Here is a 22,752-nt window from a genome sequence, read left to right as displayed (position 1 = left end):
GTGGGGTGCATGACTTCGACGTGCTCGTGATGGGTTCGGGGCCGGGTGGTCAGAAGGCGGCGATCGCGGCGGCCAAGCTCGGCCGCCGGGTGGCGGTGGTGGAACGGCAGCACATGGTCGGCGGGGTGTGCATCAACACCGGCACGGTGCCGTCCAAGACGCTGCGCGAGGCGGTGCTCTATCTGACCGGGCTGAGCCAGCGGGAGGTGTACGGCCAGAGTTACCGGCTCAAGGACGACATCACCGTCGCCGACCTGACGGCGCGGACCTCACACGTCATCGGCCGGGAGGTCGACGTGGTCCGCAGCCAGCTGGCCCGCAACCGGGTACGCCTGATCACCGGGACCGCCCGGTTCGCCGACCCGCACACGGTCGCGGTGACCGACCCGGCCGGCCGGGAGTCGAAGGTCACCGCCGAGAAGATCATCATCGCCGTCGGCACCCGGCCGGCCCGACCGGCGAGTGTGGACTTCGACGAGCGGACGATCATCGACTCGGACGGCATCATCAACCTGGAACGGGTGCCGAACTCGATGGTCGTGGTCGGCGCCGGGGTGATCGGTATCGAGTACGCCTCGATGTTCGCCGCGCTCGGCACCAAGGTCACGGTGGTCGAGCGGCGCGACCACATGCTCGAGTTCTGCGACCTGGAGATCGTGGAGGCGCTGAAGTACCACCTCCGGGACCTCGCGGTGACCTTCCGGTTCAGCGAGGCGGTCGCGGCGGTGGAGCGGCACGCGCGGGGGGCCATCGCGGTGCTGGAGAGCGGCAAGCGGATCGCCGCCGACACCGTGATGTACTCCGCCGGCCGGCAGGGGCTGGGCAGCGAACTCGACCTGGAGAACGCCGGGCTGGCCGCCGACAGGCGGGGTCGGATCGAGGTCGACCCGGACTTCCGGACGACCGTGCCGCACATCTACGCGGTCGGGGACGTGATCGGCTTCCCGGCGCTCGCCTCCACCTCGATGGAGCAGGGCCGGCTGGCGGCGCACCACGCCTGCGACGAACCGGCCCGGGCGCTGTCCGAGGCGCAGCCGATCGGCATCTACACCATCCCGGAGATCAGTTTCATCGGGCGTACCGAGGACGAGCTGACCCGGGACAAGGTGCCGTTCGAGGTGGGCATCTCCCGGTACCGGGAACTCGCCCGGGGCGCGATCAGCGGCGACTCGTACGGGATGTTGAAGTTGCTCGTCGCGCCGGAGAGCGGCCGGCTGCTGGGAGTGCACATCTTCGGCACCGGGGCCACCGAGCTCGTGCACATCGGACAGGCGGTGATGGGCTGCCACGGCACCGTCGACTACCTGGTCGACGCGGTCTTCAACTATCCGACCCTGGCCGAGGCGTACAAGGTCGCCGCCCTGGACGCGATGAACAAGATGCGGCACCTCGCCCGGCTGCGGGACTGACGACGGCGAGGCGGATCGTTCCGGCTGTACGCAACTACTCTCTGTCCACGATCCGTCAGCCGACTGTCGTGCCCCGGCTGGCGTACGCCCAGTTGAACCGGGTGACGGGCATCGGCCGGGTTGGACCGGGGAGGCGCGATGATGATGATCCGACGATGGTACGGCGCGGTGGCCTCGGTGGTCGCCCTTCTCGTCGCCGGAGCGGGAACGGCCAGGATCGCCCTCGAGAACGCCGACCGCAACGAGGACGAGCGGGACCGCTGGGGAGTCGTCCGGGAACGGCTCAGCGGTTACCAGGAGGACCCGCTGGCGATCTCGACCACCGGCAACGGCGGCTTCAGCCTGGCCATCGACGAGGAGGACGCGGAACTGACGTACCGGCTCAGCTACGACGCGCTCGCCGGCGACGTCACCCAGGCGCACATCCACTTCGGCGGCCGGGCCCAGAGCGGCGGGATCAGTGCCTTCCTCTGCACCAACCTCGGCAACGGGCCGGCCGGCACCCGGCCCTGTCCAGCCCCGCCGGCCATGCTCAGCGGGACCATCCGGCCGGCCGACGTGATCGGGCCGACCGCGCAGGGCATCGCGCCCGGAGAGTTCGGCGAACTGGTCGCGGCGATCCGGGCCGGTACGGCGTACGTCAACGTGCACAGCTCGCGCTATCCCGGTGGCGAGATCCGCGGCCAGCTCGGCCGGCACTGGCACTGAACGCCGGGACGCCGACCCAGGTGCCGGAAAGGGTCGGGCTGCGCCGATCGGTCCAACCCGGACCCCGACCCGGTCCATCTCGGCCAGCAGCTCGGGAACCGACAGCCGTGAGTGCTCTCCGCCGCCAGCCGACCCGGTGCGGATCGACGGTCGCCGGCCCGATGCTCTTGACGGAACGTTGCGCCCTGGTTAATGTCCGGTAACTTTGTGAGCCGCGCCACAACCGGAAGCCGGGGGTTCCCGGATGCTGCAGGTGCGCAATCTCGAGGTCGTCTACGACGACGTGATGCTGGTGCTGCGCGGGGTGAGTCTCGCCGTACCGCCCGGCGGGATCGTCGCACTGCTCGGCGCGAACGGCGCCGGCAAGACCACCCTGCTGCGGGCGATCAGCGGCCTGCTCGACGTGCACGACGGCGCGGTCACCAAGGGCACCGTCACGCTCGACGGGGAACCGATCCACCGGCTGCGACCGGCCGCCGTGGTCCGGCGGGGCGTCTGCCAGGTGATGGAGGGCCGCCGGATCTTCGCCGAGCTGACCGTCGAGGAGAACCTGCGGCTCGGCGGCCACACGGCGTACCGGCAGATCCCCGCCCGGCTGGACCACGTCTTCGGGCTCTTCCCGGTGCTGGCCCGGCGCCGCCGGGACGCCGCCGGATACCTCTCCGGCGGCGAGCAGCAGATGCTCGCGATGGGCCGCGCGCTCATGGCCCAGCCGCGCTACCTGCTGCTGGACGAGCCCAGCCTCGGTCTGGCACCCCGACTGGTCGACCAGGTCCGGGAACTGATCACGGCGGTCAACGCGACAGGTGCCGGAGTGCTGCTGGTCGAGCAGAACGCCACGATGGCGCTCTCGCTGGCCACCCACGGCTACGTGCTGGAGACCGGGCAGGTGGTGCTGGACAAGCCCGCCGCCGACCTGCTGGCCGACGACGACATCCGGGAGTTCTATCTCGGTCTCGGTGCCGCCGCCGCTGGCCGGCGGTCGTTCCGGGAGGTCAAGCACTACCGGCGGCGCAAGCGGTGGTTGTCGTGACGGCGACGGCGCCGGCCGGCTCCGCGACCGGGCGGGACGGCGCGGACCCGATCCTGTGGTTCGAGGACGTCCGGCTGCACTTCGCGGGCGTACGCGCCATCGACGGGGTGAGCTTCACGGTCGGCCGGCACGAACTCTTCGCCATCATCGGACCGAACGGCTCGGGCAAGACCTCCATCTTCAACGTCCTCTCCGGCGTCTACCGGCCGCAGACCGGTCGGGTCGTCTTCGACGGAGTGGACCTGGTCGGGCGCCGGCCGCACGCCATCGCAGCGCTCGGGATGGCCCGGACCTTCCAGAACGTCGAACTCTTCGGCAACCTCACCGTGCTGGACAACCTGCTGCTCGGCCGGCACCACCACATCGGCTACGGACCGCTCGCCGCGATCGGCTGGTTCGGGCGGGCACGCCGGGCCGAGATCGCCAACCGGGCCGCGGTCGAGGAGATCGTGGACTTCCTCGAACTGGAACGCTGGCGGCGGATGCCGGTCGGTCTGCTGCCGTACGGGGTGCAGAAGCGGGTCGAGCTGGGCCGGGCCCTGGCGATGGAACCGAAACTGCTGCTGCTGGACGAACCGGTCGCCGGGATGAACCTGGAGGAGACCGAGGACATGGCCCGGTTCGTCCTCGACGTCCGCGACGAACTGGACATCCCGATCGTGCTGGTCGAGCACGACATGGGCCTGGTGATGGACCTGGCCGACCGGGTGCTGGTGGTCGACTTCGGCCAGGTGGTCGCGACCGGCACCCCGGCGGAGATCCCGCACAATCCGGACGTCGTGCGCGCCTACCTCGGCGCGAACCCGCCAGTGGCGGAGGGAAGGCCGTCCGCACGGTCCGGCGGTGAGGCGCGGTCCGGCGGTGAGGCGCGGTCCGGCGGTGAAGCGCGGTCCAGCGGTGAAGCGCGGTGGGACGGCGAAGCGCGGTCGGGGGACGGTGGGCAGCCGGGGGACCTGGCTCGACGGGAGGAGCCGCGATGACCGAGTCGGCCGCGACCGCCGCCGGCACCGCGAGCGGCGTCGGCTCGGTGGGTGTCGGCCCGGGCGGCCCGGCGGCGGAGCTGCCGGCAGGTGCGGAGCCGGTCCGCACCCTCGCGGTACGGGTCCGCGACCGTGCCCGGGAAAGTCCGGACGCGGTGGCGATGCGGGAGAAGGACCGGGGCATCTGGCAGGAGGTCACCTGGGCCGGCTACTGGGACACCGTGCAGACCGTTGCGCACGGGCTGCTGGCGCTCGGCGTACAGCCGGGCGACCGGGTGGCGATCCACGCCGAGAACCGTCGGGAGTGGCTCTTCACCGACGTGGCGACCGTGGCGCTGCGGGCGGCGACGGTCGGGCTCTACCCGACCAATCCGGCCCCGGAGGTCGGCTACCTGCTCCGGCACTCCGGTGCCCGGGTGCTGGTCGCGGAGGACCAGGAGCAGGTCGACAAGGCGCTGGCAGTGCTCAGCGACTGCCCGGAGCTGGAGCGGATCGTCTATCTCGAACCGCGCGGCATCCGGCGCCGCTACCAGCATCCCGCGCTGCTCGGCTGGGACGAGCTGCTGGCGGTCGGCGCCGAGCACCGGGCGGCCGAGCCCGGCGCGGTCGCCGCCCGGATGGCGTCGGCGACCGCCGAGGACGTGGCCACGCTGATCTACACCTCCGGCACCACCGGCCCGCCGAAGGGGGCGATGCTCAGCGTCGGCAACGTGGACTTCGCGATCCGGACGCTCGTCGACGGCGGCGGCTTCACCGATCCACCACCGGGGCCGTACGACCTGCTGCTGTCGTACCTGCCGCTCTGCCATGTCGCGGAACGGATCTTCACCACCTGGTTCAACGCCGGTGCCGGGGTGCAGGTGGCGTTCGCCGAGTCGATCGACACCGTGCAGGCGAACCTGCGCGAGGTGCAGCCGACGATCCTGTTCGGCGTACCCCGGATCTGGGAGAAGATCCTGGCCGGCGTGACCATCCGGCTGGCCAACGCCTCCCCGGCCAAGGGGTGGAACGCCCGGCTCTGGCTGACGGTCGCCGACCGGATCGCCGGCACGCTGGTCCGGACCGGCGGGCGGCACACCGTCGGCACCCGGCTCGGGTACGCGCTCGGCTGGCTCTGCTGCTACCGGGCGCTGCGGGTGCGGATCGGGATGCGCCGGGTCCGGTACGCCGCCTCCGGTGCCGCTCCGATCGCCCCGGACGTGCTGCGCTTCTTCATGGGCATCGGCGTGCGGATGCACGAGGTGTACGGGATGACCGAGAACACCGCCGTGGCCACCGGAAACCGGCCGGGCCGGGTCCGGCTCGGCACGGTCGGCGAACCGCACCCCGGCGTCGAGCTGCGGATCGACGAGTCGACCGGGGAGATCCTGACCCGGCATCCGGGCGTCTTCGCCGGCTACTACCGCGATCCGGCGGCGACGGCGGCGGCGCTCGACCCGGAGGGCTGGCTGCGCACCGGCGACATCGGCGAGTGGGTCGACGGCACCCACGTGCGGATCACCGACCGGGCCAGGGACATCATGATCACCGCGGGTGGCAAGAACGTCGCCCCCTCCGACATCGAGAACGCCCTCAAGACGTCGCCGTACGTCAAGGAGGCGGTCCTGGTCGGCGACCGCCGGCCGTACCTGACGGCGCTGATCGGGATCGAGCTGGAGACGGTGGGGGAGTGGGCGCAGCGCCGGGGGCTGGCGTACACCACCTATCGGGACCTGGCCGGCAAGCCCGAGGTCCGGGCCCTCGTCGAGGGGCTGGTCGCGGCGGTGAACGCGGGACGGGCCCCGGTCGAGCAGGTCCGGCGGTTCACCCTGCTGCCCAAGGAACTCGACCACGACGACGGCGAGCTGACCGCCACCCAGAAGGTGCGCCGGGCCGCCGTCGCCGACCGTTTCGCCGACCTGATCGACGAGCTGTACACCGGCGCCGCGCGCCCGACCGGCTCGACGCAGCCCGGCTCGACGCAGCCCGGCCCGGCGACGTCCCGTCCCGGGGAGGTGGCCAGATGACTGAGCTGGCCGAGAGCCTGCTGCGCGGGCTCGGCACCGGCAGCGTCTACGCCCTGCTGGCCCTCGGGTTCGTTATCGTCTACAAGGCCACCAGGGTGATCAGTTTCGCCCAGCCGGCCTTCATGCTGGCCGGCGCGGTACTCGTCACCTACCTGGCCGGTCCGCTCGGCTTCTGGCTCGCGCTGCCGGTCGCCGCCGTCGGAACCGCGGGGCTGGCGCTCGGGGTGGAACGGGTGGCTGTCCGCCCGATGGTCGGCCGGCCGGCGTTCACGGTCGCCATCATCACCCTCGGGGTGGACGTCGCCGTCCGGGTGGTGGTCAACGGGTTCATCGGGCTGGACGTCCGGCACGTCGGCGACCCGTGGGGGCTGCGTACCGTGCCGCTGCCCGGCACCGGGATCGACATGCAACAGCGGCACCTCGCGGCACTGCTCGCCACCGGTGTGCTGGTCGCCGGACTCTTCGCCTTCTTCCGGTACACCCGGATGGGGCTGGCGATGCGGGCCGCCGCGTACGACCAGGAGGCGGCACTGGCCCAGGGCGTCTCGGTCGGTGCGGTGTTCGCGCTGTCCTGGGCGCTGGCCGGCGGGCTGGCGGCGGTGGCCGGCACCTTCGCCGCCGCCGGAGCCAGCGTCGACGGTGCGCTCTGGCTGGTCGCGCTGACCGCCCTGCCGGTGATCATCCTCGGCGGACTCGACTCGCTGCCCGGTGCGGTGGTCGGCGGACTGGCGGTCGGGACGATCCAGGAACTCGCCGCCACCTACCAGCAGCACGCGCCCTGGCTCGGCGGCAACGTCTCGGTGATCAGCCCGTACGTGCTGATGCTGCTGGTCCTGCTGGTCCGCCCGTACGGGCTGTTCGGCACCCGGGAGGTGGAACGGGTTTGAGGACCACCGGCAGGCGTACCCGACCGCGCGGGCGACCCGGGTTGCACACCTCGTACGCCGACGAACTGGCCCTGTTCGACACCCCGACGAAGCGGATGGCGATGGCCGGGCTGCTCGCCGTCGCTCTCGCCCTGCCGCTCCTGCTCACCGACGAGGTGCTGCAACTGCTGGCGCTGGGCTGCGTGGCGGCGATCGGGGCGATCGGGCTGGGGCTGGTCACCGGCTACGCCGGGCAGGTCTCGCTGGGGCACGCGTTCTTTCTCGCCGTCGGCGCGTACACGGCGGCGGCGATCTCCGGCGACCCGGACGGCCGGGTGATCGGTTTCGGGGTCACCGACATCCTGGTCTGGTTGCCTGCCGCCGGTCTGGTCGCCGGGCTGGCCGGGGTGCTGGTCGCCCCGCTGGCCACCCGGTTGCGCGGGCTCTACCTGGCGATCGTCACCCTCGGCCTGGTCTTCATCGGACAGCACGTGTTCAGCGAGTGGTCGGCGCTGACCGGCGGTGCCGGCGTCGGCCGGCCGGCGGCCACCCTTGAGTTCTTCGGCCGGCCGATCGCCGTCACCGGTCCGCTCGGCACCCGGGACCAGAAGCTCTACTGGCTGATGCTGCTGCTCCTGCTCGGCTTCGCGCTGGCCGCCGCCAACCTGGCCCGCTCGAAGGTGGGACGGGCGTTCACCGCGATCCGGGACCGGGACATCGCGGCCGGGGTGATCGGGGTGAACCTGGCCCGCTACAAGACGATCGCCTTCGCCGTCTCGTCGGCGTACGCCGGCTGCGCGGGTGCACTGCTCTACACGATCACCGGGTTCTTCGACCCGGGCTCGTTCAGCCTGCTGCTGTCGGTGCAGTACATCGCGATGGTGCTGATCGGAGGTGCGGGCACGATCTCCGGCGCGATCGCCGGGGCGTTCTTCCTCACCCTGCTGCCCCGGTTCATCCGGGAACTACAGGCGTGGCTGCCGTTCCTGAACGCCCAGCCGAACGAGGTACCGAACGTCTTCCAGGTGGAGACGATCCTCTACGGCGTACTCCTGGTCGTCTTCCTCATCTTCGAGCCCCGGGGCCTGTTCGGCATCTGGATACGGGTCCGCAACTACTGGAAAACCTGGCCGTTCTCCTACTGACCGCCGTTCTCCTGTTGCCGCTGCTCCCACCGACCTGCGAGGTAGCCATGGGAAGGAACAGACCGTCCGGACCCGCACCGCGCCGGATCGCCGCCGCGACCGTCGCCCTGCTGCTCTGCGCCGCATCCGCCGCCTGTCGCGGCGGGGACACCGAGACCGACGCCTCCGGGGTGAAGACCGACGTCGGGGTCACCGCCGAACCCTGCCCGGAGGCGGTGGACCGGAACAAGGGATGCATCTACCTCGGCATCATCTCCGACCTGACCGAGGGACCGTTCCGGGCGCTGGCGGTGCCGATCACCGACGCACAGAAGGCGTTCTGGAAGCGGGTGAACACCGCCGGCGGGATCGGCGACTACGAGGTCGACGTGACCCGGTGGATCCGGGACAACAAGTACAACCCGCAGACGCACAACCAGGTGTACCAGGAGATGAAGCCGAACGTGCTGGCCCTGGCCCAGACCCTCGGCTCGCCGACCACCGCCGCGATCCTGGCCGACATGAAGGCGAGCAACGTGGTCGCGGCGCCGGCCGCCTGGACCTCGGCGTACGCCTTCGAGGACGTGATCGTCGAGTCCGGCGCCAACTACTGCCTGGAGTCGATGAACGCGCTCGACTACGCGCGGGAGGCGCACGGGGTGAAGTCGGTGCTGGCGGTGCACCTGGCCGGCGACTACGGCGACGACGCGGCGGCCGGCGCCAAGCTCGCCGCGCAGAGCCTCGGGATGAGCTTCACGGCGGTGAAGACCGACTCCGGCGCGGACAAGCAGGCCGGTGCGATCCAGGCGGTCCTCTCCGGCCGGCCGGACCTGGTGATCCTTACCATGGGACCGGCCGACGCGGCGGCGATCGTCGGCCAGGCCGCCGCCCGGGGCTTCACCGGCCGGTTCATCGGCACCAGCCCGACCTGGAACCCGGCCCTGTTGCAGAGTGCCGCCGCGCCCGCCCTGCTGGCCCGCTACGAGCAGACCGCGCCCTGGGACGCGTGGGGCAGCGACACCCCCGGGCACCGGGCGCTGCGCGAGGCACTCGGCGAGATCACCCCGAACGACGGGTACACCGCCGGCTGGGTCTGGTCGTATCCGCTGAAGGCGGCGCTGACCAGGGCGGTGGCCGACGGTGACCTGACCCGGGCCGGGCTGCTGGCCGCCGTGAAGTCGCTGACCTCGGTCGACTACGAGGGCATGCTGCCGGCCGGTGCCGGCAACTACGCCGCCGGGCCGGCTGACGGTGCCGTGCGGGTCTCCGCGGTGTACCGGCCGGACCGGGCCGCCCCGACCGGGGTGGTCCAGGTGCGGCCGTTGACCGCCGGCCCGACCGCGCAGGCGTACAACCTGGACCGGCCCTGCTACGAGAAGCTCTGACGGTCGCGGTCGCGGTCGTGTCTGCGGTGGGGGTCGCGGTCGCGTCCGCGTCTGCGGTGGGGGTCGCGGTCGCGTCCGCGGTCGTGTCCGGAGTCGCGTCCGCGGTCGAGATCGGGTCGTGACCGTGGGACCGGCCGACCGACCGGGATTCCGGGGTGGGCCGGGGAGGGGGTGAGCAGCCGCGGTCGGCCGGTCAACGGGCCAGCCGGTCGACCGCGGCCACCACCGCGCCGGCGCCGTCCTCGGTGGCCAGCCGGTCGGCGAGGCGGCGGGCCCGGCGCCGCAGGCCCGGTTCGGTCACCGCGGCCCGGATCGCGTCGGCCAGCCCGGCCTCGTCGAGCCGGCGCAGCGGCAGCACTCCGGGTGCGGCGCCGACGGCGGCCAACCGGGCCGCCCAGAAGGGCTGGTCGGCGAGGACCGGCACCGGCACCGCCGGCACCCCGGCCCGCAGGCCGGCCCCGGTGGTGCCGCAGCCGGCGTGGTGGACCAGCGCGGCCATCCGGGGGAAGAGCCAGTCGTGCGGTACGTCCCCGACGGTGAGCACGTCCCCCTCCCGGTCCGGGCCCACGCCGGCACCGGGGCGTCCCTGCAACACCCCGCGTACCCCGGCCCGGCGCAGCGCGCCGACGACCAGGGCGTGCAGTCCGTCCCCGGTGTCGGTGAGGCTGCCGAAGCCGACGTAGACCGGCGGCGGGCCGGCGGCGAGGAAGTCGACCAGTTCGCCCGGCGGACGCCAGCCGGCCCGGCTCACCGGCCACCAGTAGCCGACCACCTCCAGCCCGGCCGGCCAGTCGGGTGGCCGGGGCAGCACGGCCGGGCTGAACCCGTGCAGCACCGTCCAGCCGTCGGCGGTGGCCAGCCGCTCCAGCCGGCCGAGGCCGACCGGCGGCAGACCGAGCCGGGCACGCAGCCGGCGGGAGGCGTCGGCGTAGACCCGGTCGGCGAGCCTGCGGCCGAGCCACCCGGCGAGCCGGTTCCCCCAGCCGCCGAGCGTGCGCACCCCGAGCACGACCGGCGGGAACGCCCGGGTGGGTGCGGTCGGCTGGAGGAAGACCCCGAGGCACGGGATGTCGTGGTACTGCGCCACCGAGTAGCCCAGCGACGCGGTCGTGCTGGACAGCAGGAGGACGTCGGTCCCTGTGCCGGCCGCGGTCACGATGCCGGTGCCGAGTTCGCCGACGAACCGGCGGCCGAGCCGGACGAAGTCGAGCAGTCCGGGGGCGCCCGGAACCGACCACCCGGGACGGCGTTCGGCGGTGCCGGCCCGGAGCGCGGCCAGGTCCCCGCCGATCGGCCGGAACTCCAGGCCCGCTCCGGAAACCAGGCCCGCGTAGGCCGCCGGGGCGGCGATCGTCACCCGGTGCCCGGCGGCCCGCAGCCGGGCACCGAGGCCGGTGTAGGGCGCGACGTCACCGAGCGAACCGGCGGTGACGATCAGGACCCGCATGGCGCCCTCCCGCCGGGCCGGGGCTGTCGGTGCGGAGGCGGCGGGCCGGCCGCGACCCGGCACCCGACCGGGCCGTGTGCCGCACCCGAGTCGTCCGTCGACCCCGACCCGGCACGGGAGCGGGTGTCGGCCGGCCGTCGCGGGGTACCCGGAGTCTACGTCCGTACCGGCGTCGGGCCGGGCCGGTTGTCCGGAAGCGGGCCCGGCGAGCTGGTCCGCTCCCGGCCGTGGACGAAGCAGTACGGCGCTTCGAGGATTCTTCGCACCTCCTGCGGGTAGATGGCCGGATGACGTTCAGATCCGGACGGTACGACGCGAACCGCGGGGAGGTGTCCGAGCCGTCTGCCAGCCGGCTCGGTGAGCGGCGTCCGCGCGTGGTGATCATCTACGCCAGCGCGGGAGCCGGGCACGACGGCGCGAGCCGGGAACTCGCCGGCCGGCTGCGCGACCGTGGCCTGCTGGCGGAGTGTGTGGACCTGGCCGACATCTTCCCCTGGGGACTGGGCCGGCTGCTGCGCGGCACCTACCACGGGATGCTGAGCCGGCTGCCGTGGATCTACGGGCTGCTCTTCGCGATCGGCGGCAACTTCAGCCGGGCCGCACCGATCACCCGGGCACTGCTGCGACCGGTGTGGTCCCGGGTACTCCGGACGCTGCCCCCGGACACCCGGGCGGTGGTCTCCACGTACCCGGTGGTCAGCCAGATCGTCGGGCCGCTGCGCCGGGAGGGGCGGCTCGCCGTACCGGTGATCACCTATCTGACCGACTTCGCGGTGAACCCGATCTGGGTCTCGCCCGGCATCGACGTGCACTGCGCGGCGCACCGCACCACCCGGGCCGAGGCCAGGGCGCTCGGTGCCGGTGAGGTCCGGGTGGCCGGCCGGTTGGTCTCGGCCGGTTTCCGTCCGGGCTCCGCGGCGGAGAAGCGGCGCGCCCGGGAACGCCTGGGGCTGCCCGTCGACGCCCGGCTCGCCCTGCTGGTCGCCGGCTCCTGGGGGGTGGGCGCGGTGGCGCGGACGGCGGCCGAGATCGCGCGTACCGGTGTGGCGGTGCCGGTGGTGGTCTGCGGGCGGAACGAGGCGCTGTTCCGCAGGTTGAGCCGGCGCGGCACCGGGCACGTCTTCGGCTGGGTCGACGACATGCCGGAGCTGCTGCGCGCCGCCGACGTGCTGGTGGAGAACGCGGGTGGGCTGACCGCACTCGAGGCGATGGCCTGTGGCCTGCCGGTCGCCACCTACCGACCGATCCCCGGGCACGGCCGGGCGAACGCGGCCACCATGGCCCGGGCCATGGTGGCGAGCTGGGTGCGCCGGGCCGCCGACCTGGGGCCCACCCTGGTCGAGTTGGCCGAGGGTACGGTCGGCGAGCGGCAGCGGGCCGCCGGGCTGGCCCTGTTCGAGACCGATCCGGCGGCGGTGGTCGCCGACGTCGCCCGGGGCGGCGCACCGACCGAAGCGGCGACGGTGACGGCTCCGGCCGGCTACGGTCCGCCGACGCCCGGCGGCCCGGTCGGGCTCGCCGGGCGGACGGTGCCGGTCGGTCCGGAGCTGCCCGCCGAGGTCCCGGCGGGGGTGGCCGCCGTGCCGTCCCGCCGGACGCTGACCCGGTGGGTGGGGCTGCGGGCCGGCGTGGCGAGACTCCGGATCGGTGCGGACCGACCCCGGACCGACGGCAGTCGCCCGGGGAACCGTCCGGACCGGCAAGGCTGAGGTGCCGATCCGGTCTCCTGCCGTCCGGACCGGCAAGGCTGAGGTGCCGATCCGGCCTCCTGCCGTGCGATCCGTCCTGGGGACGCCGCCCGGGTGGCTCGGCACCAGGCCGGTCCGGCGGGCCGATCCGAAAGGTACGACCCGGTGAACGGCATCGCCATCGCGCTCGGACTCGCCTCGGCCGGCTTCTTCGCGGTGAGTTCGGTGCTGGAGCAGCAGGCCGCCAAACGTGAACGGCCGACCCGGACCATCGACCCGCGGCTGCTGATCCGGCTGCTGCACCGGCGGCTGTGGCTGTTCGGCTCGACCGCGGACGCGTTCGGCACCGTGCTCCAGGCGCTGGCGCTGCGGTTCGGCGCACTCGCCCTGGTCGAACCGCTGCTGGTAAGCGGCCTCTTCATGGCGATACCGCTGGAGGCGGCGATCGAGCGGCGCCGGCCGCACCGCCGGGACATCCTGGTGGTACTGCTGGGGGTGATCGGGCTGACCGGATTCCTGCTCGCCGCCAACCCGCGCGGCGGGGTGGCGGAGCCGAAGACATGGGCCTGGGCCGCGGTCGGCGCGGCGGTCGGCGCGCTTGTCACCATCTGCCTGCTGGTGGCCTGGCGCACCCAGGACGCGACCCGGGGACTGATGCTCGGCATCGCCACCGGACTGCTCTACGCGATGGCGGCCGCCCTGGTCAAGACCGTGATCGAGAAACTGCCGGAGCAGCCGGGCGAGATCTTCACCGACTGGCACGTCTACGCCCTCGTCCTGGTCGGCGGCACCGCGTTGACCTTGAACCAGAACGCGTTCCAGGGTGGCCCGATCGCCGCACCGCTCACCGCGATCGCCCTGCTCGACCCGTTCGGCGGCGTGTTGATCGGAGTCTTCGCCTTCGAGGAGAAACTCTCCCTGGAGGGGCCCCGGCTCCTCCTCGGCCTGGTCGCCGTGGCGGCGATGGTGATCGGCATCTGGATGGCCCGGCGTACCCGGTCAAGATGACACGCCGACCGGTGACGATCGGCTCTCCGTGCTGGTCGGCCCGGTCGGGGCCACCCCGACACGGGCCGTCGAACACGCCGAGAGGAATTCGGCAGGCCGCACCGCCCAGCGTGGGAATTTCGGTACTCTCGGTGAAGATTACTGAGCGCGAGTGGTGGGTTACGACCGATCCGGCGCGGCGGTCTGGCGCGGCCCCGCTGAGCCGACTGGACCTCGCGAGAGGCGGCAGCGTGCTTCATCTGACCGACGATGCCTCCGACCATCCGTCCGCGGACCGGCCGGGTGGGCGGCGGCAGCCGGACACCGTACTGGCCGGCGAGAACTTCCCGGTCGCGCTCCGCGTCCTGCCGGCCCGGATCCGCCGGCACCTGCTCGCCCTCTACGGGTACGCCCGGTACGTCGACGACCTCGGCGACGAGCCGGACGCCTCCGGGCGGGACGAGACACCGGCGGCCCGGCTCGCCGGGCTGGACCGGTTCGACCGGGAGGTACGCGCCCTCTACCACGGTCGGCTGCCCCGGCATCCGGTGCTGGTCCGGCTGGCGCCCACCGTCGTCGACTGCCGGCTGCCGGTCGACCCGCTGCTGCGGCTGATCGAGGCGAACCGCCGCGACCAGGTGGTGAACCGCTACCCGACCTTCGGCGCCCTGGTCGACTACTGCCATTACTCCGCCGACCCGGTCGGCGAACTGGTGCTGCACGTCTTCGGTGCCGCCTCGCCGGACCGGATCCGGCTCTCCGACCGGATCTGCACCGCGTTGCAGGTGGTCGAGCACCTCCAGGACGTCGCCGAGGACCGCCGCCGGGGCCGGATCTACCTGCCGACCGAGGAGTTGGCGGCGGCCGGGGTGGCCGAGGAGGACCTGGACGCGCCCCGGGCCGGCGACCGGCTCCGCGCGGTGGTCCGGCGCCAGGCACGGCGGGCCACCGACCTGCTCGACGCGGGTGCGCCACTCGTCGGCGACCTGCACGGCTGGGCCCGGCTGGCGGTCGGCGGCTACCTCGCCGGTGGCCGGGCCGCGCTCGCCGCCCTGGCTCGGGCCGACCACGACCCGCTGCCCGGCCCGCCGAAGCCGACCCGGGCCGGCGTCGCCGCCGCGTGGCTGCGGTCGTACCGGCCGTTCCGGGTCGCGCTGCACCCGAGCGGGGCGCGCGGATGACCGCCGACGCCGGGCTGGAGCGCGCCTACCGGGAGTGCGCCCGGGTGACCCGCAGCCAGGCCCGCAACTTCTCGTACGGGATCCGGCTGCTCCGCCCCGACCGACGCGCCGCGCTCTGCGCGGTGTACGCGGTCGCCCGCCGCATCGACGACATCGGCGACGGGGACCTGCCCGCCGCCACCAAGCTGGCCCGGCTCGACCAGGTCCGGGCGGCCCTGCACCGGCTGCCGGAGACCGGCGGCGACCCGGTACTCGTCGCCCTGGCCGACGCCGCGGCCCGGCTGCCGATCCCGGTGGCCGCCTTCGACGAGCTGGTCGACGGCTGCGTGGCGGACGTCCGGGGCGTCGACTACGAGACCTTCGAGGAACTGGTCGGCTACTGCCGCTGTGTCGCCGGGTCGATCGGCCGGCTCTCGCTCGGCGTCTTCGCGCTGCGCCCCTCGGTGGACCGGGCGGCGGCCGCCGAACTCGCCGACACGCTGGGCATCGCGCTGCAACTGACGAACATCCTGCGGGACATCGTGGAGGACGCTGCCGCCGGCCGGACCTACCTGCCCCGCCGGGACCTGGAGCGGTTCGGCTGCACCCTGGAACTCGGTCCGGACGGCGGGCTCACCGACCCGCCGGACCGGCTCGCCGGACTGGTCCGCTGGCAGGCCCGCCGGGCCGAGCGGTACTACCAGACCGGGCTGCGCCTGTTGCCCCTGCTGGACCGGCGCAGCGCGGCCTGCGTGGCGGCGATGGCCGGCATCTACCACCGGCTGCTGGCCCGGATGGTGGCCGACCCGCTGGCGGCGACCCGGCAGCGGATCTCGCTGCCCGGCTGGGAGAAGGCGTACGTCGCGGCGCGGGCGATGACCCGGAGCGCGTCGTGACCGACGGGGGGGTCTGCGTGGTCGGGGGTGGACTGGCCGGCATCGCCGCCGCGGTGCGGCTACTGGACGCCGGGCACCGGGTCACCCTGGTGGAGGGCCGTCCGGCGCTCGGCGGCGCCACCTACTCGTTCCGGCGCGGCGAGCTGACCGTGGACACCGGGCAGCACGTCTTCCTCCGCTGCTACCAGCAGTACCGGGACCTGCTCGTCCGGCTCGGCAGCGCCGACCGGGCGGCCGTGCAGGACGGCTTCGCGGTGCCGATCGTCCGGGTCGGCGGGCCGCCGCACGTACTGGCCCGCAACCGCCGGCTGCCGGCTCCGGCCCACCTGCTGCCGGCGCTGCTCGGCTACCGCCCGCTGCGGGTCGGCCAACGGCTGGCGGCGGTCCGGGCGGCGGCGGCGCTGCGCCGGATCGAGCCGGACGACCCGGCCGCCGACCGGGTCAGCTTCGGCGCCTGGCTGGCCGCGCACGGGCAGGACGCGCCGACCGTCGCCCGGCTCTGGGAACTGATCTGCACCGCCGCCCTGAACGCTCCGCCGGAGCGGGCCTCGCTGGCGCTGGCCGCCCGGGTGTTCCGGACCGGCCTGCTCGACCGGGCCGACGCGGCCGACATCGGCCGGCCGACCGCGCCACTCGCCGACCTGCACGGTGCCCCGGCTGCCGTACTGCTCCGGCGACGCGGTGCGACGGTCCGGACCGGGGTGCGCGTCCAGCAGATCCGTCCGGACGGCGGCCGGTTCCAGGTCACCGGGGACGGCGTCGAGCTGACTGCCGACGCGGTGGTACTCGCCGTGCCGCATCCGCAGGCGGCCCGGCTGGTGCCGGCCGAGGCCGCTCCGGACCGGGCGCGCTGGGCCCGCCTCGGTGCCGCGCCGATCGTCAACGTGCACGTGCACTACCAGCAGCGGGTCACCGAGCTGGAGTTCGCGGCCGGGCTGGACACCCCGGTGCAGTGGGTCTTCGACCGGACCCCGTCGGGCGGCTCCGGGCAGTACCTGGTGGTCTCCATCTCCGCCGCCGAGCAGGTCCTCGCGGTCCGGGCGAGCGACCTGGTGCGGACCCACCTGACCGCGCTTGCCGAACTCTTCCCGGCGGCCCGGCGGACCCGGGTCCGGGACGCGTTCGTGACCCGGGAGCCCCGGGCGACGTTCCGGCAGGGGCCGGGGTCCCGCAGCGCCCGGCCGCCGGCCCGGACCCGGGCACCGGGGCTGGCCCTGGCCGGCGCGTGGACCGACACCGGCTGGCCGGACACGATGGAGGGCGCGGTACGCAGCGGCCACCGCGCCGCCGACGTGGTGCTCGGCCACCTCGGGTCGACATCGAATTCGGCGGAGGCACCGGCATGACCGAGCGCAGCGAGGAGACGACATGACCGTGATGCTGCCCAGCGCCCTCGCCCAGGTGGACGAACTCGTCCAGCCCGAGATCCGGGCGGCGCTGGAACGGATCGACGAGCGTACCCGGCTGGTCGCCGGCTACCAGCTCGGCTACTGGGACGCCTCCGGTGAGCCCGCCGGCCGGGGCGGCAAGGGGTTGCGACCGGCGCTGGCGCTGCTCTCCGCCCAGGCCGCCGGCCAGCCGGTACGCCGGGGCCTGCCGGCGGCGGTCGCGGTGGAGCTGGTGCACAACTTCTCGCTGCTGCACGACGACGTGATCGACGGCGACCGGGAGCGGCGGCACCGGCCGACGGCCTGGGCGGCGTTCGGGGTCGGGCCGGCGATCCTGGCCGGGGACGCCATGCTCAGCCTCGCCGACGAGGTACTCGCCGACGACCCCGACCTGGACGTCCGGGCCGGACTGACCACGATGCACACGGCGGTACGCCGGCTGATCGCCGGCCAGGCGGCCGACGTGGCGTTCGAGTCCCGTTCCGACGTCACGCTCGACGAGTGTCTGTCGATGGCCCGGGACAAGACGGCCGCGCTGCTCTCCTGCTCCGCGACCCTCGGGGCGGTGCTCTGCGGCGCACCGGCGGCGCTCGTCGACGGCCTGGCCCGGTACGGCGAACGGCTCGGCCTGGCCTTCCAGCTCGTGGACGACCTGCTCGGCATCTGGGGTGAGCCGGCGGTGACCGGCAAGCCGGTGCTGGCCGACCTGCGGGCCCGGAAGAAGTCCGTGCCGGTGGTCCGGGCCCTCACCTCGGGCGGTCCCGCCGGGGAGCAGCTCGCCGACCTGTACGCCCGGCCGGACGAACTCTCCGACGCCGACCTGGGCCTGGCTGCCACGCTGATCGAGGAGACCGGCGCCCGGGACTGGACCGAGAAGCAGGCCGACCGGCTGCTCACCGAGGCGCTGGCCGAAATCGAGGCGCTGGCCGAGCTGGACCGGTTGGCTGAGTCCGGCACGGCCGGGGGCCGCTCCGGCGTGCACGCCGACCTGGTGGCGGTCGCGCACTTCATGACGGGACGGGACCACTGATGGCCTCGACACTCTCCACCGACGACGGCAGCCAGACCCTCGCGCCCGAGGGGCCGGCCGGAGGCACCGTCCGCCCGGCGGACGCCCGGCGGGGGACCCTCTCGTCCGTCGCGGCGGCCCTGGAGCGGGCCCGGGACCTGCTGCTGGCCCGCCAGCAGCCGGGCGGCTGGTGGCAGGGCGAGCTGGAGACGAACGTGACGATGGAGGCCGAGGACCTGCTGCTGCGGGAGTTCCTGGGCATCCGTACCGAGCTGGAGACCGCGCCGACGGCCCGGTGGATCCGGTCGAAGCAGGGCGCGGACGGTGCCTGGGCGACCTTCCACGGCGGGCCGGGCGACCTCTCCACCACCATCGAGGCGTACGCGGCGCTGCGGCTCGCCGGTGACCCGCCGGAGGCCGAGCACATGTGCCGGGCCCGGGAGTTCGTACTCGCGCACGGCGGGATCGAGCGGAGCCGGGTCTTCACCCGCCTCTGGTTGGCGCTGTTCGGAGAGTGGCCGTGGCAGCGGCTGCCGGCGATCCCGCCCGAGGTGGTTCTGCTGCCGTCGTGGTTTCCGCTGAACGTCTACGACTTCGCCTGCTGGGCCCGGCAGACAATCGTGCCGCTGGCGGTGGTCCGCTCCCTGTGCCCGGTACGCCCGCTCGGCTTCTCCCTCGGCGAGCTGCGTACCGGGCTGCCGGCGGAGCGGGCGACGGCGACCGGCAGGACGCGCTGGATGCACCGCCTGGACGGTGTACTACGCGGCTACGAGCGCCACCCCGTCGGCCCGGTACGCCGCAACGCGCTGCGCCGGGCGGCCGAGTGGATCGTGGCCCGGCAGGAGGCGGACGGCTCCTGGGGCGGCATCCAACCACCCTGGGTCTATTCGCTGATCGCGCTGCACCTGCTCGGCTATCCGCTCTCCCATCCGGTGCTGCGCAGCGGGCTGGCCGGGCTGGAGCGGTTCACCGTCCGGGAGGAGACCCCGGCCGGCCCGGTACGCCGGCTGGAGGCGTGCCAGTCCCCGGTCTGGGACACCGCGCTGGCGGTGGTGGCGCTCGCCGACGCCGGGCTGCCGGCGGAGCATCCGGCGCTGGCCACCGCCGCCGACTGGCTGCTCGCCGAGGAGGTCCGGGTGCCCGGCGACTGGTCGGTCCGCCGGCCCCGGCTCGCACCGGGCGGCTGGGCGTTCGAGTTCGACAACGACGGCTACCCGGACACCGACGACACCGCCGAGGTGCTGCTGGCGCTGCGCCGGGCCGGTGCCCCGCCGGCCATGCGGCCGGCGATGGAACGCGGCGTCCGCTGGTTGTGCGGGATGCAGTCCGCCGACGGCGGCTGGGCGGCGTTCGACGCCGACAACACCCGGGGGATCGCCCGCGACCTGCCGTTCTGCGACTTCGGCGAGGTGATCGACCCGCCGAGTGCGGACGTCACCGCGCACGTGGTGGAGGCGCTCTGCGCGGAGGGGCTGGCCGGGTCGATCCCGGTCCGCCGGGGGGTGGCCTGGCTGCTGCGCCACCAGGAGGCGGACGGATCCTGGTTCGGCCGCTGGGGGGCCAACCACGTCTACGGCACCGGCGCGGTCGTTCCGGCGCTGGTCGCCGCCGGGGTACGCCGGGACGACCCGAGGATCGTCCGGGCGCTCTGCTGGCTGCACCGGCGGCAGAACGCCGACGGCGGCTGGGGCGAGGACATGCGTTCCTACCGCGACCCGGCCTGGCGCGGGAAGGGCGCCTCGACCGCCTCGCAGACCGCGTGGGCGCTGCTGGCCCTGCACGCCGCCCGCTCCGGCGACTCGGCGTCGATCCGGCGCGGGGTGGACTGGCTGGTCCGTACCCAGCGGCCGGACGGGGGCTGGGACGAGCCGCAGTACACCGGCACCGGCTTCCCCGGCGACTTCTACATCAACTACCACCTGTACCGGCTGGTGTTCCCGGTCAGCGCGCTCGGCCGGCTGCTGCACGATCCGGCCGACGTCGCCGGGCTGCGCGAGCCTGCTGACGTCGCCGGGCTACCCGGGCCGGGCGAGGCGGCCCGGTCAGGTACCGAGCCCGGAGCGCCCAGTTGAGCGGGGACAGCTGGGTGCTCTTCGCACCGATGCGGGCGGAGGCGCACGCGCTGCGCCGCGGCCTGCCACCGGGCGCACCGCTGCGGCGTACCGGCAGGGGACCGGCCCGGGCCACCCGGGTGGCCGCCGGCCACCACGACACGGCCGCGCTGGCGGTCGCCGGCATCGCCGGCGGCCTGGTGCCGACGCTGCGCACCGGAGACGTGGTGGTGGCCACCGAGGTACGCCGGGCCGGCGTGCTCGGCGGCGCCCCGGTGCTCTGCCCGGCCGCCCCGATGATCGCGGCGGCGCTGCGCCGGTACGGCCTGACCGTCCACCTCGGACCGGTGGTGACCAGCCGGCGGATCGTGGACGGCACGGACCGGATCCGGCTCGCCGGCACCGGCGCGATCGCGGTGGACACCGAGTCGGCCGCGCTGCTGGCCGGTGCCGCCGGCCGCCCCGTCGCCTGCGTACGGGTGATCGCCGACGTGCCGCCGCACCCGCTGTACCGGCCGGCGACGCTCGGCCGGGTGATCGCCGCGCTGCGGGTACTGCCCCGGCTCGGCCCGGCCCTTGTCGAGTGGGCGGCGGCGACCACCGCCCGGCAGGTGGTGCTGGCCGCACCGCGGTCGTTCTGCGCCGGGGTGGAGCGGGCGATAAGCGTGGTCGAGCAGGCGCTCGACCGGCACGGTCCGCCGGTCTACGTCCGCAAGCAGATCGTGCACAACCTGCACGTCATCGCCGATTTGCAACGCCGGGGCGCGATCTTCGTCGACGAGCTGGCCGAGATCCCGGACGGCGCGACCACTGTCTTCTCCGCGCACGGGGTGGCGCCGGCCGTCCGGCAGGCCGCCGCCGACCGGAAACTGCCGGTGATCGACGCGACCTGTCCACTGGTGACCAAGGTGCACAGCGAGGCCCGCCGGTTCGCCGGCCGGGGCAACACGGTGCTCTTCATCGGGCACGCCGGACACGAGGAGACCGAGGGCACCCTGGGCGAGGCGCCCGGCCGGATCGCCCTGGTGGAGTCGGTCCGGGACGCCGAACGGGTCGAGGTGGCCGACCCGGACCGGGTCTCCTACCTGGTGCAGACCACCCTGGCCGTCGACGAGGTGGCCGGGGTCCTCGACGTGCTCCGGCGGCGCTTCCCCGCGCTGACCGGACCGGGCTCGGACGACATCTGCTACGCCACCACGAACCGGCAGGCGGCGTTGCGCGAGGTGGCCGCCGTCGCCGACGTGGTGCTGGTGCTCGGCTCGGCCAACTCCTCGAACTCGCGGCGCCTGGTCGAGGTGACCGAGCGCGGCGGCACCCCGGCCCATCTGGTCGACGACGTCGGGCAGGTCGACCTGCGCTGGCTCGCCGGGGTGCGGACGATCGGCGTCACCGCCGGAGCCTCGGCGCCGCCCTGGCTGGTCGACCAGACGGTGGCGGCGCTGGCCGGGCTCGGCGCCGACGCGGTACGGGAGCACACCACCCGGACCGAGGACGTGCACTTCACCCTTCCCAAGGAGATCCGAACGCCATGACGGGGACCAGTACGCGCAGCGTCGCGCGGGACGGCCGCGCGCCGATCGACAGGCCGACCGGGAAGGGGTGCTGAAGATGGGCATGCCACTGCGCCAGAGCCTGCGGGTCGGCCGCTACCTGATGGAGCAGAAGCTGCGCCGGCGGGCGTACTTCCCGCTGCTGGTCGAGCTGGAGCCGCTCTTCGCCTGCAACCTCGCCTGCGCCGGCTGCGGCAAGATCCAGCATCCGGCGGACGTGCTGAAGCGGCGGATGCCGGTGGAGCAGGCGCTCGCCGCGATCCAGGAGTGCGGGGCGCCGATGGTCTCCATCGCCGGTGGCGAGCCGCTGATGCACCCGGAGATCGACCGGCTGGTCGACGAACTCGTCAAGCGCCGCAAGTACGTCTTCCTCTGCACCAACGCGGCGCTGCTGCGCAAGAAGCTGCACAAGTTCACCCCGTCCCGGTACTTCTCGTTCGCGGTGCACATCGACGGGCTGCGGGAGCGGCACGACGCCTCGGTCTGCAAGGAGGGCGTCTTCGACGAGGCGGTCGAGGCGGTGAAGGAGGCGAAGCGGCGCGGTTTCCGGGTCACCAGCAACACCACCTTCTTCTCCACCGACACCCCGCAGACCGTGATCGAGGTCCTCGACTACCTCAACGACGACCTGGGCGTCGACCAGATGATGCTCTCCCCGGCGTACGCCTACGACAAGGCGCCGGACCAGGAGCACTTCCTCGGGGTGGCGGAGACCCGGGCGATGTTCCGGAAGGCGTTCGGCGAGGGCCGTCGGAAGAAGTGGCGGCTGAACCACTCGCCGCTCTTCCTGGACTTCCTGGAGGGCAGGGTCGACTTCCCGTGTACCGCCTGGGCGATCCCGTCGTACTCGCTCTTCGGCTGGCAGCGCCCGTGCTATCTGCTGGGCGACGGCTACGCGCAGACGTACCGGGAGTTGGTCGAGACGACGGACTGGTCGGCGTACGGCCGGGGCCGGGACAGCCGCTGCGCCAACTGCATGGCGCACTGCGGCTACGAGCCGACCGCCGTACTCGCCACGATGTCCTCGCTGCGCGAGTCGATCCGGGCGATCCGCGCCAACTGACC

18 protein-coding genes are annotated in these 22,752 nt (G+C 73.9%); 17 read left to right on the top strand and 1 reads right to left on the bottom strand.

Going from position 1 to position 22,752, the window contains the following annotated elements:
- Positions 1–5: 5 nt before the first annotated feature.
- The 8 genes from sthA to ACN28A_RS32705 all read left to right on the top strand — a co-directional run bounded on the left by sthA (position 6) and on the right by ACN28A_RS32705 (position 9,511).
- Complete coding sequence (gene sthA / locus ACN28A_RS32740; protein WP_421401994.1) at positions 6–1,409, top strand: Si-specific NAD(P)(+) transhydrogenase; 1,404 nt, start codon at positions 6–8, stop codon at positions 1,407–1,409.
- A 141-nt stretch (positions 1,410–1,550) separates the two neighbouring features.
- Positions 1,551–2,117 carry a CHRD domain-containing protein gene (locus tag ACN28A_RS32735; RefSeq protein WP_421401991.1) on the top strand — a complete coding sequence of 189 codons (567 nt, stop codon included), beginning with the start codon at positions 1,551–1,553 and terminating at the stop codon, positions 2,115–2,117.
- A gap of 244 nt (positions 2,118–2,361) precedes the next feature.
- A complete protein-coding gene (locus tag ACN28A_RS32730; RefSeq protein ID WP_421401989.1) occupies positions 2,362–3,150 on the top strand; it encodes an ABC transporter ATP-binding protein in 789 nt (262 codons plus the stop codon).
- Positions 3,147–4,130, top strand: coding sequence for an ABC transporter ATP-binding protein (locus ACN28A_RS32725; protein ID WP_421401987.1), 984 nt, complete (start codon positions 3,147–3,149; stop codon positions 4,128–4,130). Before ACN28A_RS32730 ends, ACN28A_RS32725 begins: the two co-directional genes overlap by 4 nt.
- Positions 4,127–6,136, top strand: coding sequence for an AMP-dependent synthetase/ligase (locus tag ACN28A_RS32720; protein WP_421401984.1), 2,010 nt, complete (start codon positions 4,127–4,129; stop codon positions 6,134–6,136). The genes ACN28A_RS32725 and ACN28A_RS32720 overlap by 4 nt, the downstream gene beginning before the upstream one ends.
- The gene (locus ACN28A_RS32715) at positions 6,133–7,023 is read left to right on the top strand and encodes a branched-chain amino acid ABC transporter permease (protein ID WP_421401982.1); all 891 of its coding nucleotides are present in this window, start codon (positions 6,133–6,135) and stop codon (positions 7,021–7,023) included. Before ACN28A_RS32720 ends, ACN28A_RS32715 begins: the two co-directional genes overlap by 4 nt.
- On the top strand, positions 7,020–8,147 hold the full coding sequence (locus ACN28A_RS32710) for a branched-chain amino acid ABC transporter permease (protein ID WP_421401980.1): 1,128 nt from the start codon (positions 7,020–7,022) through the stop codon (positions 8,145–8,147). The genes ACN28A_RS32715 and ACN28A_RS32710 overlap by 4 nt, the downstream gene beginning before the upstream one ends.
- Before the next feature lie 47 nt (positions 8,148–8,194).
- The gene (locus ACN28A_RS32705; RefSeq protein WP_421401977.1) at positions 8,195–9,511 is read left to right on the top strand and encodes an ABC transporter substrate-binding protein; all 1,317 of its coding nucleotides are present in this window, start codon (positions 8,195–8,197) and stop codon (positions 9,509–9,511) included.
- A gap of 193 nt (positions 9,512–9,704) precedes the next feature.
- On the opposite strand, the gene ACN28A_RS32700 is transcribed toward ACN28A_RS32705, so the two are convergent.
- Complete coding sequence (locus ACN28A_RS32700) at positions 9,705–10,958, bottom strand: glycosyltransferase (protein WP_421401975.1); 1,254 nt, start codon at positions 10,956–10,958, stop codon at positions 9,705–9,707.
- Positions 10,959–11,287: 329 nt separating this feature from the next.
- Here ACN28A_RS32700 and ACN28A_RS32695 point away from each other — a divergent pair, with 329 nt between their 5' ends.
- The 9 genes from ACN28A_RS32695 to hpnH all read left to right on the top strand — a co-directional run bounded on the left by ACN28A_RS32695 (position 11,288) and on the right by hpnH (position 22,750).
- A complete protein-coding gene (locus tag ACN28A_RS32695; RefSeq protein ID WP_421401972.1) occupies positions 11,288–12,667 on the top strand; it encodes a glycosyltransferase in 1,380 nt (459 codons plus the stop codon).
- A gap of 144 nt (positions 12,668–12,811) precedes the next feature.
- Positions 12,812–13,654 (top strand): DMT family transporter, encoded by an 843-nt coding sequence (locus ACN28A_RS32690; RefSeq protein WP_421401970.1) that lies wholly within the window; start codon positions 12,812–12,814, stop codon positions 13,652–13,654.
- Between the two features lie 230 nt (positions 13,655–13,884).
- Positions 13,885–14,814, top strand: a complete 930-nt coding sequence (hpnC, locus tag ACN28A_RS32685) for a squalene synthase HpnC (protein ID WP_421401968.1) — start codon at positions 13,885–13,887, stop codon at positions 14,812–14,814.
- Positions 14,811–15,689, top strand: a complete 879-nt coding sequence (locus ACN28A_RS32680; RefSeq protein WP_421401966.1) for a phytoene/squalene synthase family protein — start codon at positions 14,811–14,813, stop codon at positions 15,687–15,689. Before hpnC ends, ACN28A_RS32680 begins: the two co-directional genes overlap by 4 nt.
- The gene (hpnE, locus tag ACN28A_RS32675; RefSeq protein WP_421401963.1) at positions 15,686–17,035 is read left to right on the top strand and encodes a hydroxysqualene dehydroxylase HpnE; all 1,350 of its coding nucleotides are present in this window, start codon (positions 15,686–15,688) and stop codon (positions 17,033–17,035) included. Before ACN28A_RS32680 ends, hpnE begins: the two co-directional genes overlap by 4 nt.
- Positions 17,036–17,057: 22 nt before the next feature.
- The gene (locus ACN28A_RS32670) at positions 17,058–18,107 is read left to right on the top strand and encodes a polyprenyl synthetase family protein (RefSeq protein WP_421401961.1); all 1,050 of its coding nucleotides are present in this window, start codon (positions 17,058–17,060) and stop codon (positions 18,105–18,107) included.
- The gene (gene shc, locus ACN28A_RS32665) at positions 18,107–20,158 is read left to right on the top strand and encodes a squalene--hopene cyclase (protein WP_421401959.1); all 2,052 of its coding nucleotides are present in this window, start codon (positions 18,107–18,109) and stop codon (positions 20,156–20,158) included. Before ACN28A_RS32670 ends, shc begins: the two co-directional genes overlap by 1 nt.
- Positions 20,159–20,187: 29 nt before the next feature.
- Entirely contained in the window at positions 20,188–21,669 is a 1,482-nt protein-coding gene (ispH, locus tag ACN28A_RS32660; protein ID WP_421404765.1) for a 4-hydroxy-3-methylbut-2-enyl diphosphate reductase, read from the top strand.
- Between the two features lie 76 nt (positions 21,670–21,745).
- Entirely contained in the window at positions 21,746–22,750 is a 1,005-nt protein-coding gene (hpnH, locus tag ACN28A_RS32655) for an adenosyl-hopene transferase HpnH (RefSeq protein ID WP_421401957.1), read from the top strand.
- The last annotated feature ends 2 nt before the right edge of the window (positions 22,751–22,752 follow it).

This window comes from Plantactinospora sp. WMMB782 (assembly GCF_049179135.1).
Lineage (GTDB): Bacteria > Actinomycetota > Actinomycetes > Mycobacteriales > Micromonosporaceae > Plantactinospora.
This window is presented reverse-complemented; position numbering and strand designations above follow the sequence as displayed.

Bases quoted from the DNA above. Each gene is read 5' to 3' on its own strand.
- ACN28A_RS32715 (WP_421401982.1), top strand. From the start codon at position 6,133: ATGACTGAGCTGGCCGAGAGCCTGCTGCGCGGGCTCGGCACCGGCAGC.
- ACN28A_RS32720 (WP_421401984.1), top strand. From the start codon at position 4,127: ATGACCGAGTCGGCCGCGACCGCCGCCGGCACCGCGAGCGGCGTCGGC.
- ispH (WP_421404765.1), top strand. From the start codon at position 20,188: ATGCGGGCGGAGGCGCACGCGCTGCGCCGCGGCCTGCCACCGGGCGCA.
- ACN28A_RS32735 (WP_421401991.1), top strand. From the start codon at position 1,551: ATGATGATCCGACGATGGTACGGCGCGGTGGCCTCGGTGGTCGCCCTT.
- ACN28A_RS32700 (WP_421401975.1), bottom strand. From the start codon at position 10,958: ATGCGGGTCCTGATCGTCACCGCCGGTTCGCTCGGTGACGTCGCGCCC.
- shc (WP_421401959.1), top strand. From the start codon at position 18,107: ATGGCCTCGACACTCTCCACCGACGACGGCAGCCAGACCCTCGCGCCC.
- hpnH (WP_421401957.1), top strand. From the start codon at position 21,746: ATGGGCATGCCACTGCGCCAGAGCCTGCGGGTCGGCCGCTACCTGATG.
- ACN28A_RS32730 (WP_421401989.1), top strand. From the start codon at position 2,362: ATGCTGCAGGTGCGCAATCTCGAGGTCGTCTACGACGACGTGATGCTG.
- ACN28A_RS32670 (WP_421401961.1), top strand. From the start codon at position 17,058: ATGACCGTGATGCTGCCCAGCGCCCTCGCCCAGGTGGACGAACTCGTC.
- ACN28A_RS32680 (WP_421401966.1), top strand. From the start codon at position 14,811: ATGACCGCCGACGCCGGGCTGGAGCGCGCCTACCGGGAGTGCGCCCGG.
- ACN28A_RS32705 (WP_421401977.1), top strand. From the start codon at position 8,195: ATGGGAAGGAACAGACCGTCCGGACCCGCACCGCGCCGGATCGCCGCC.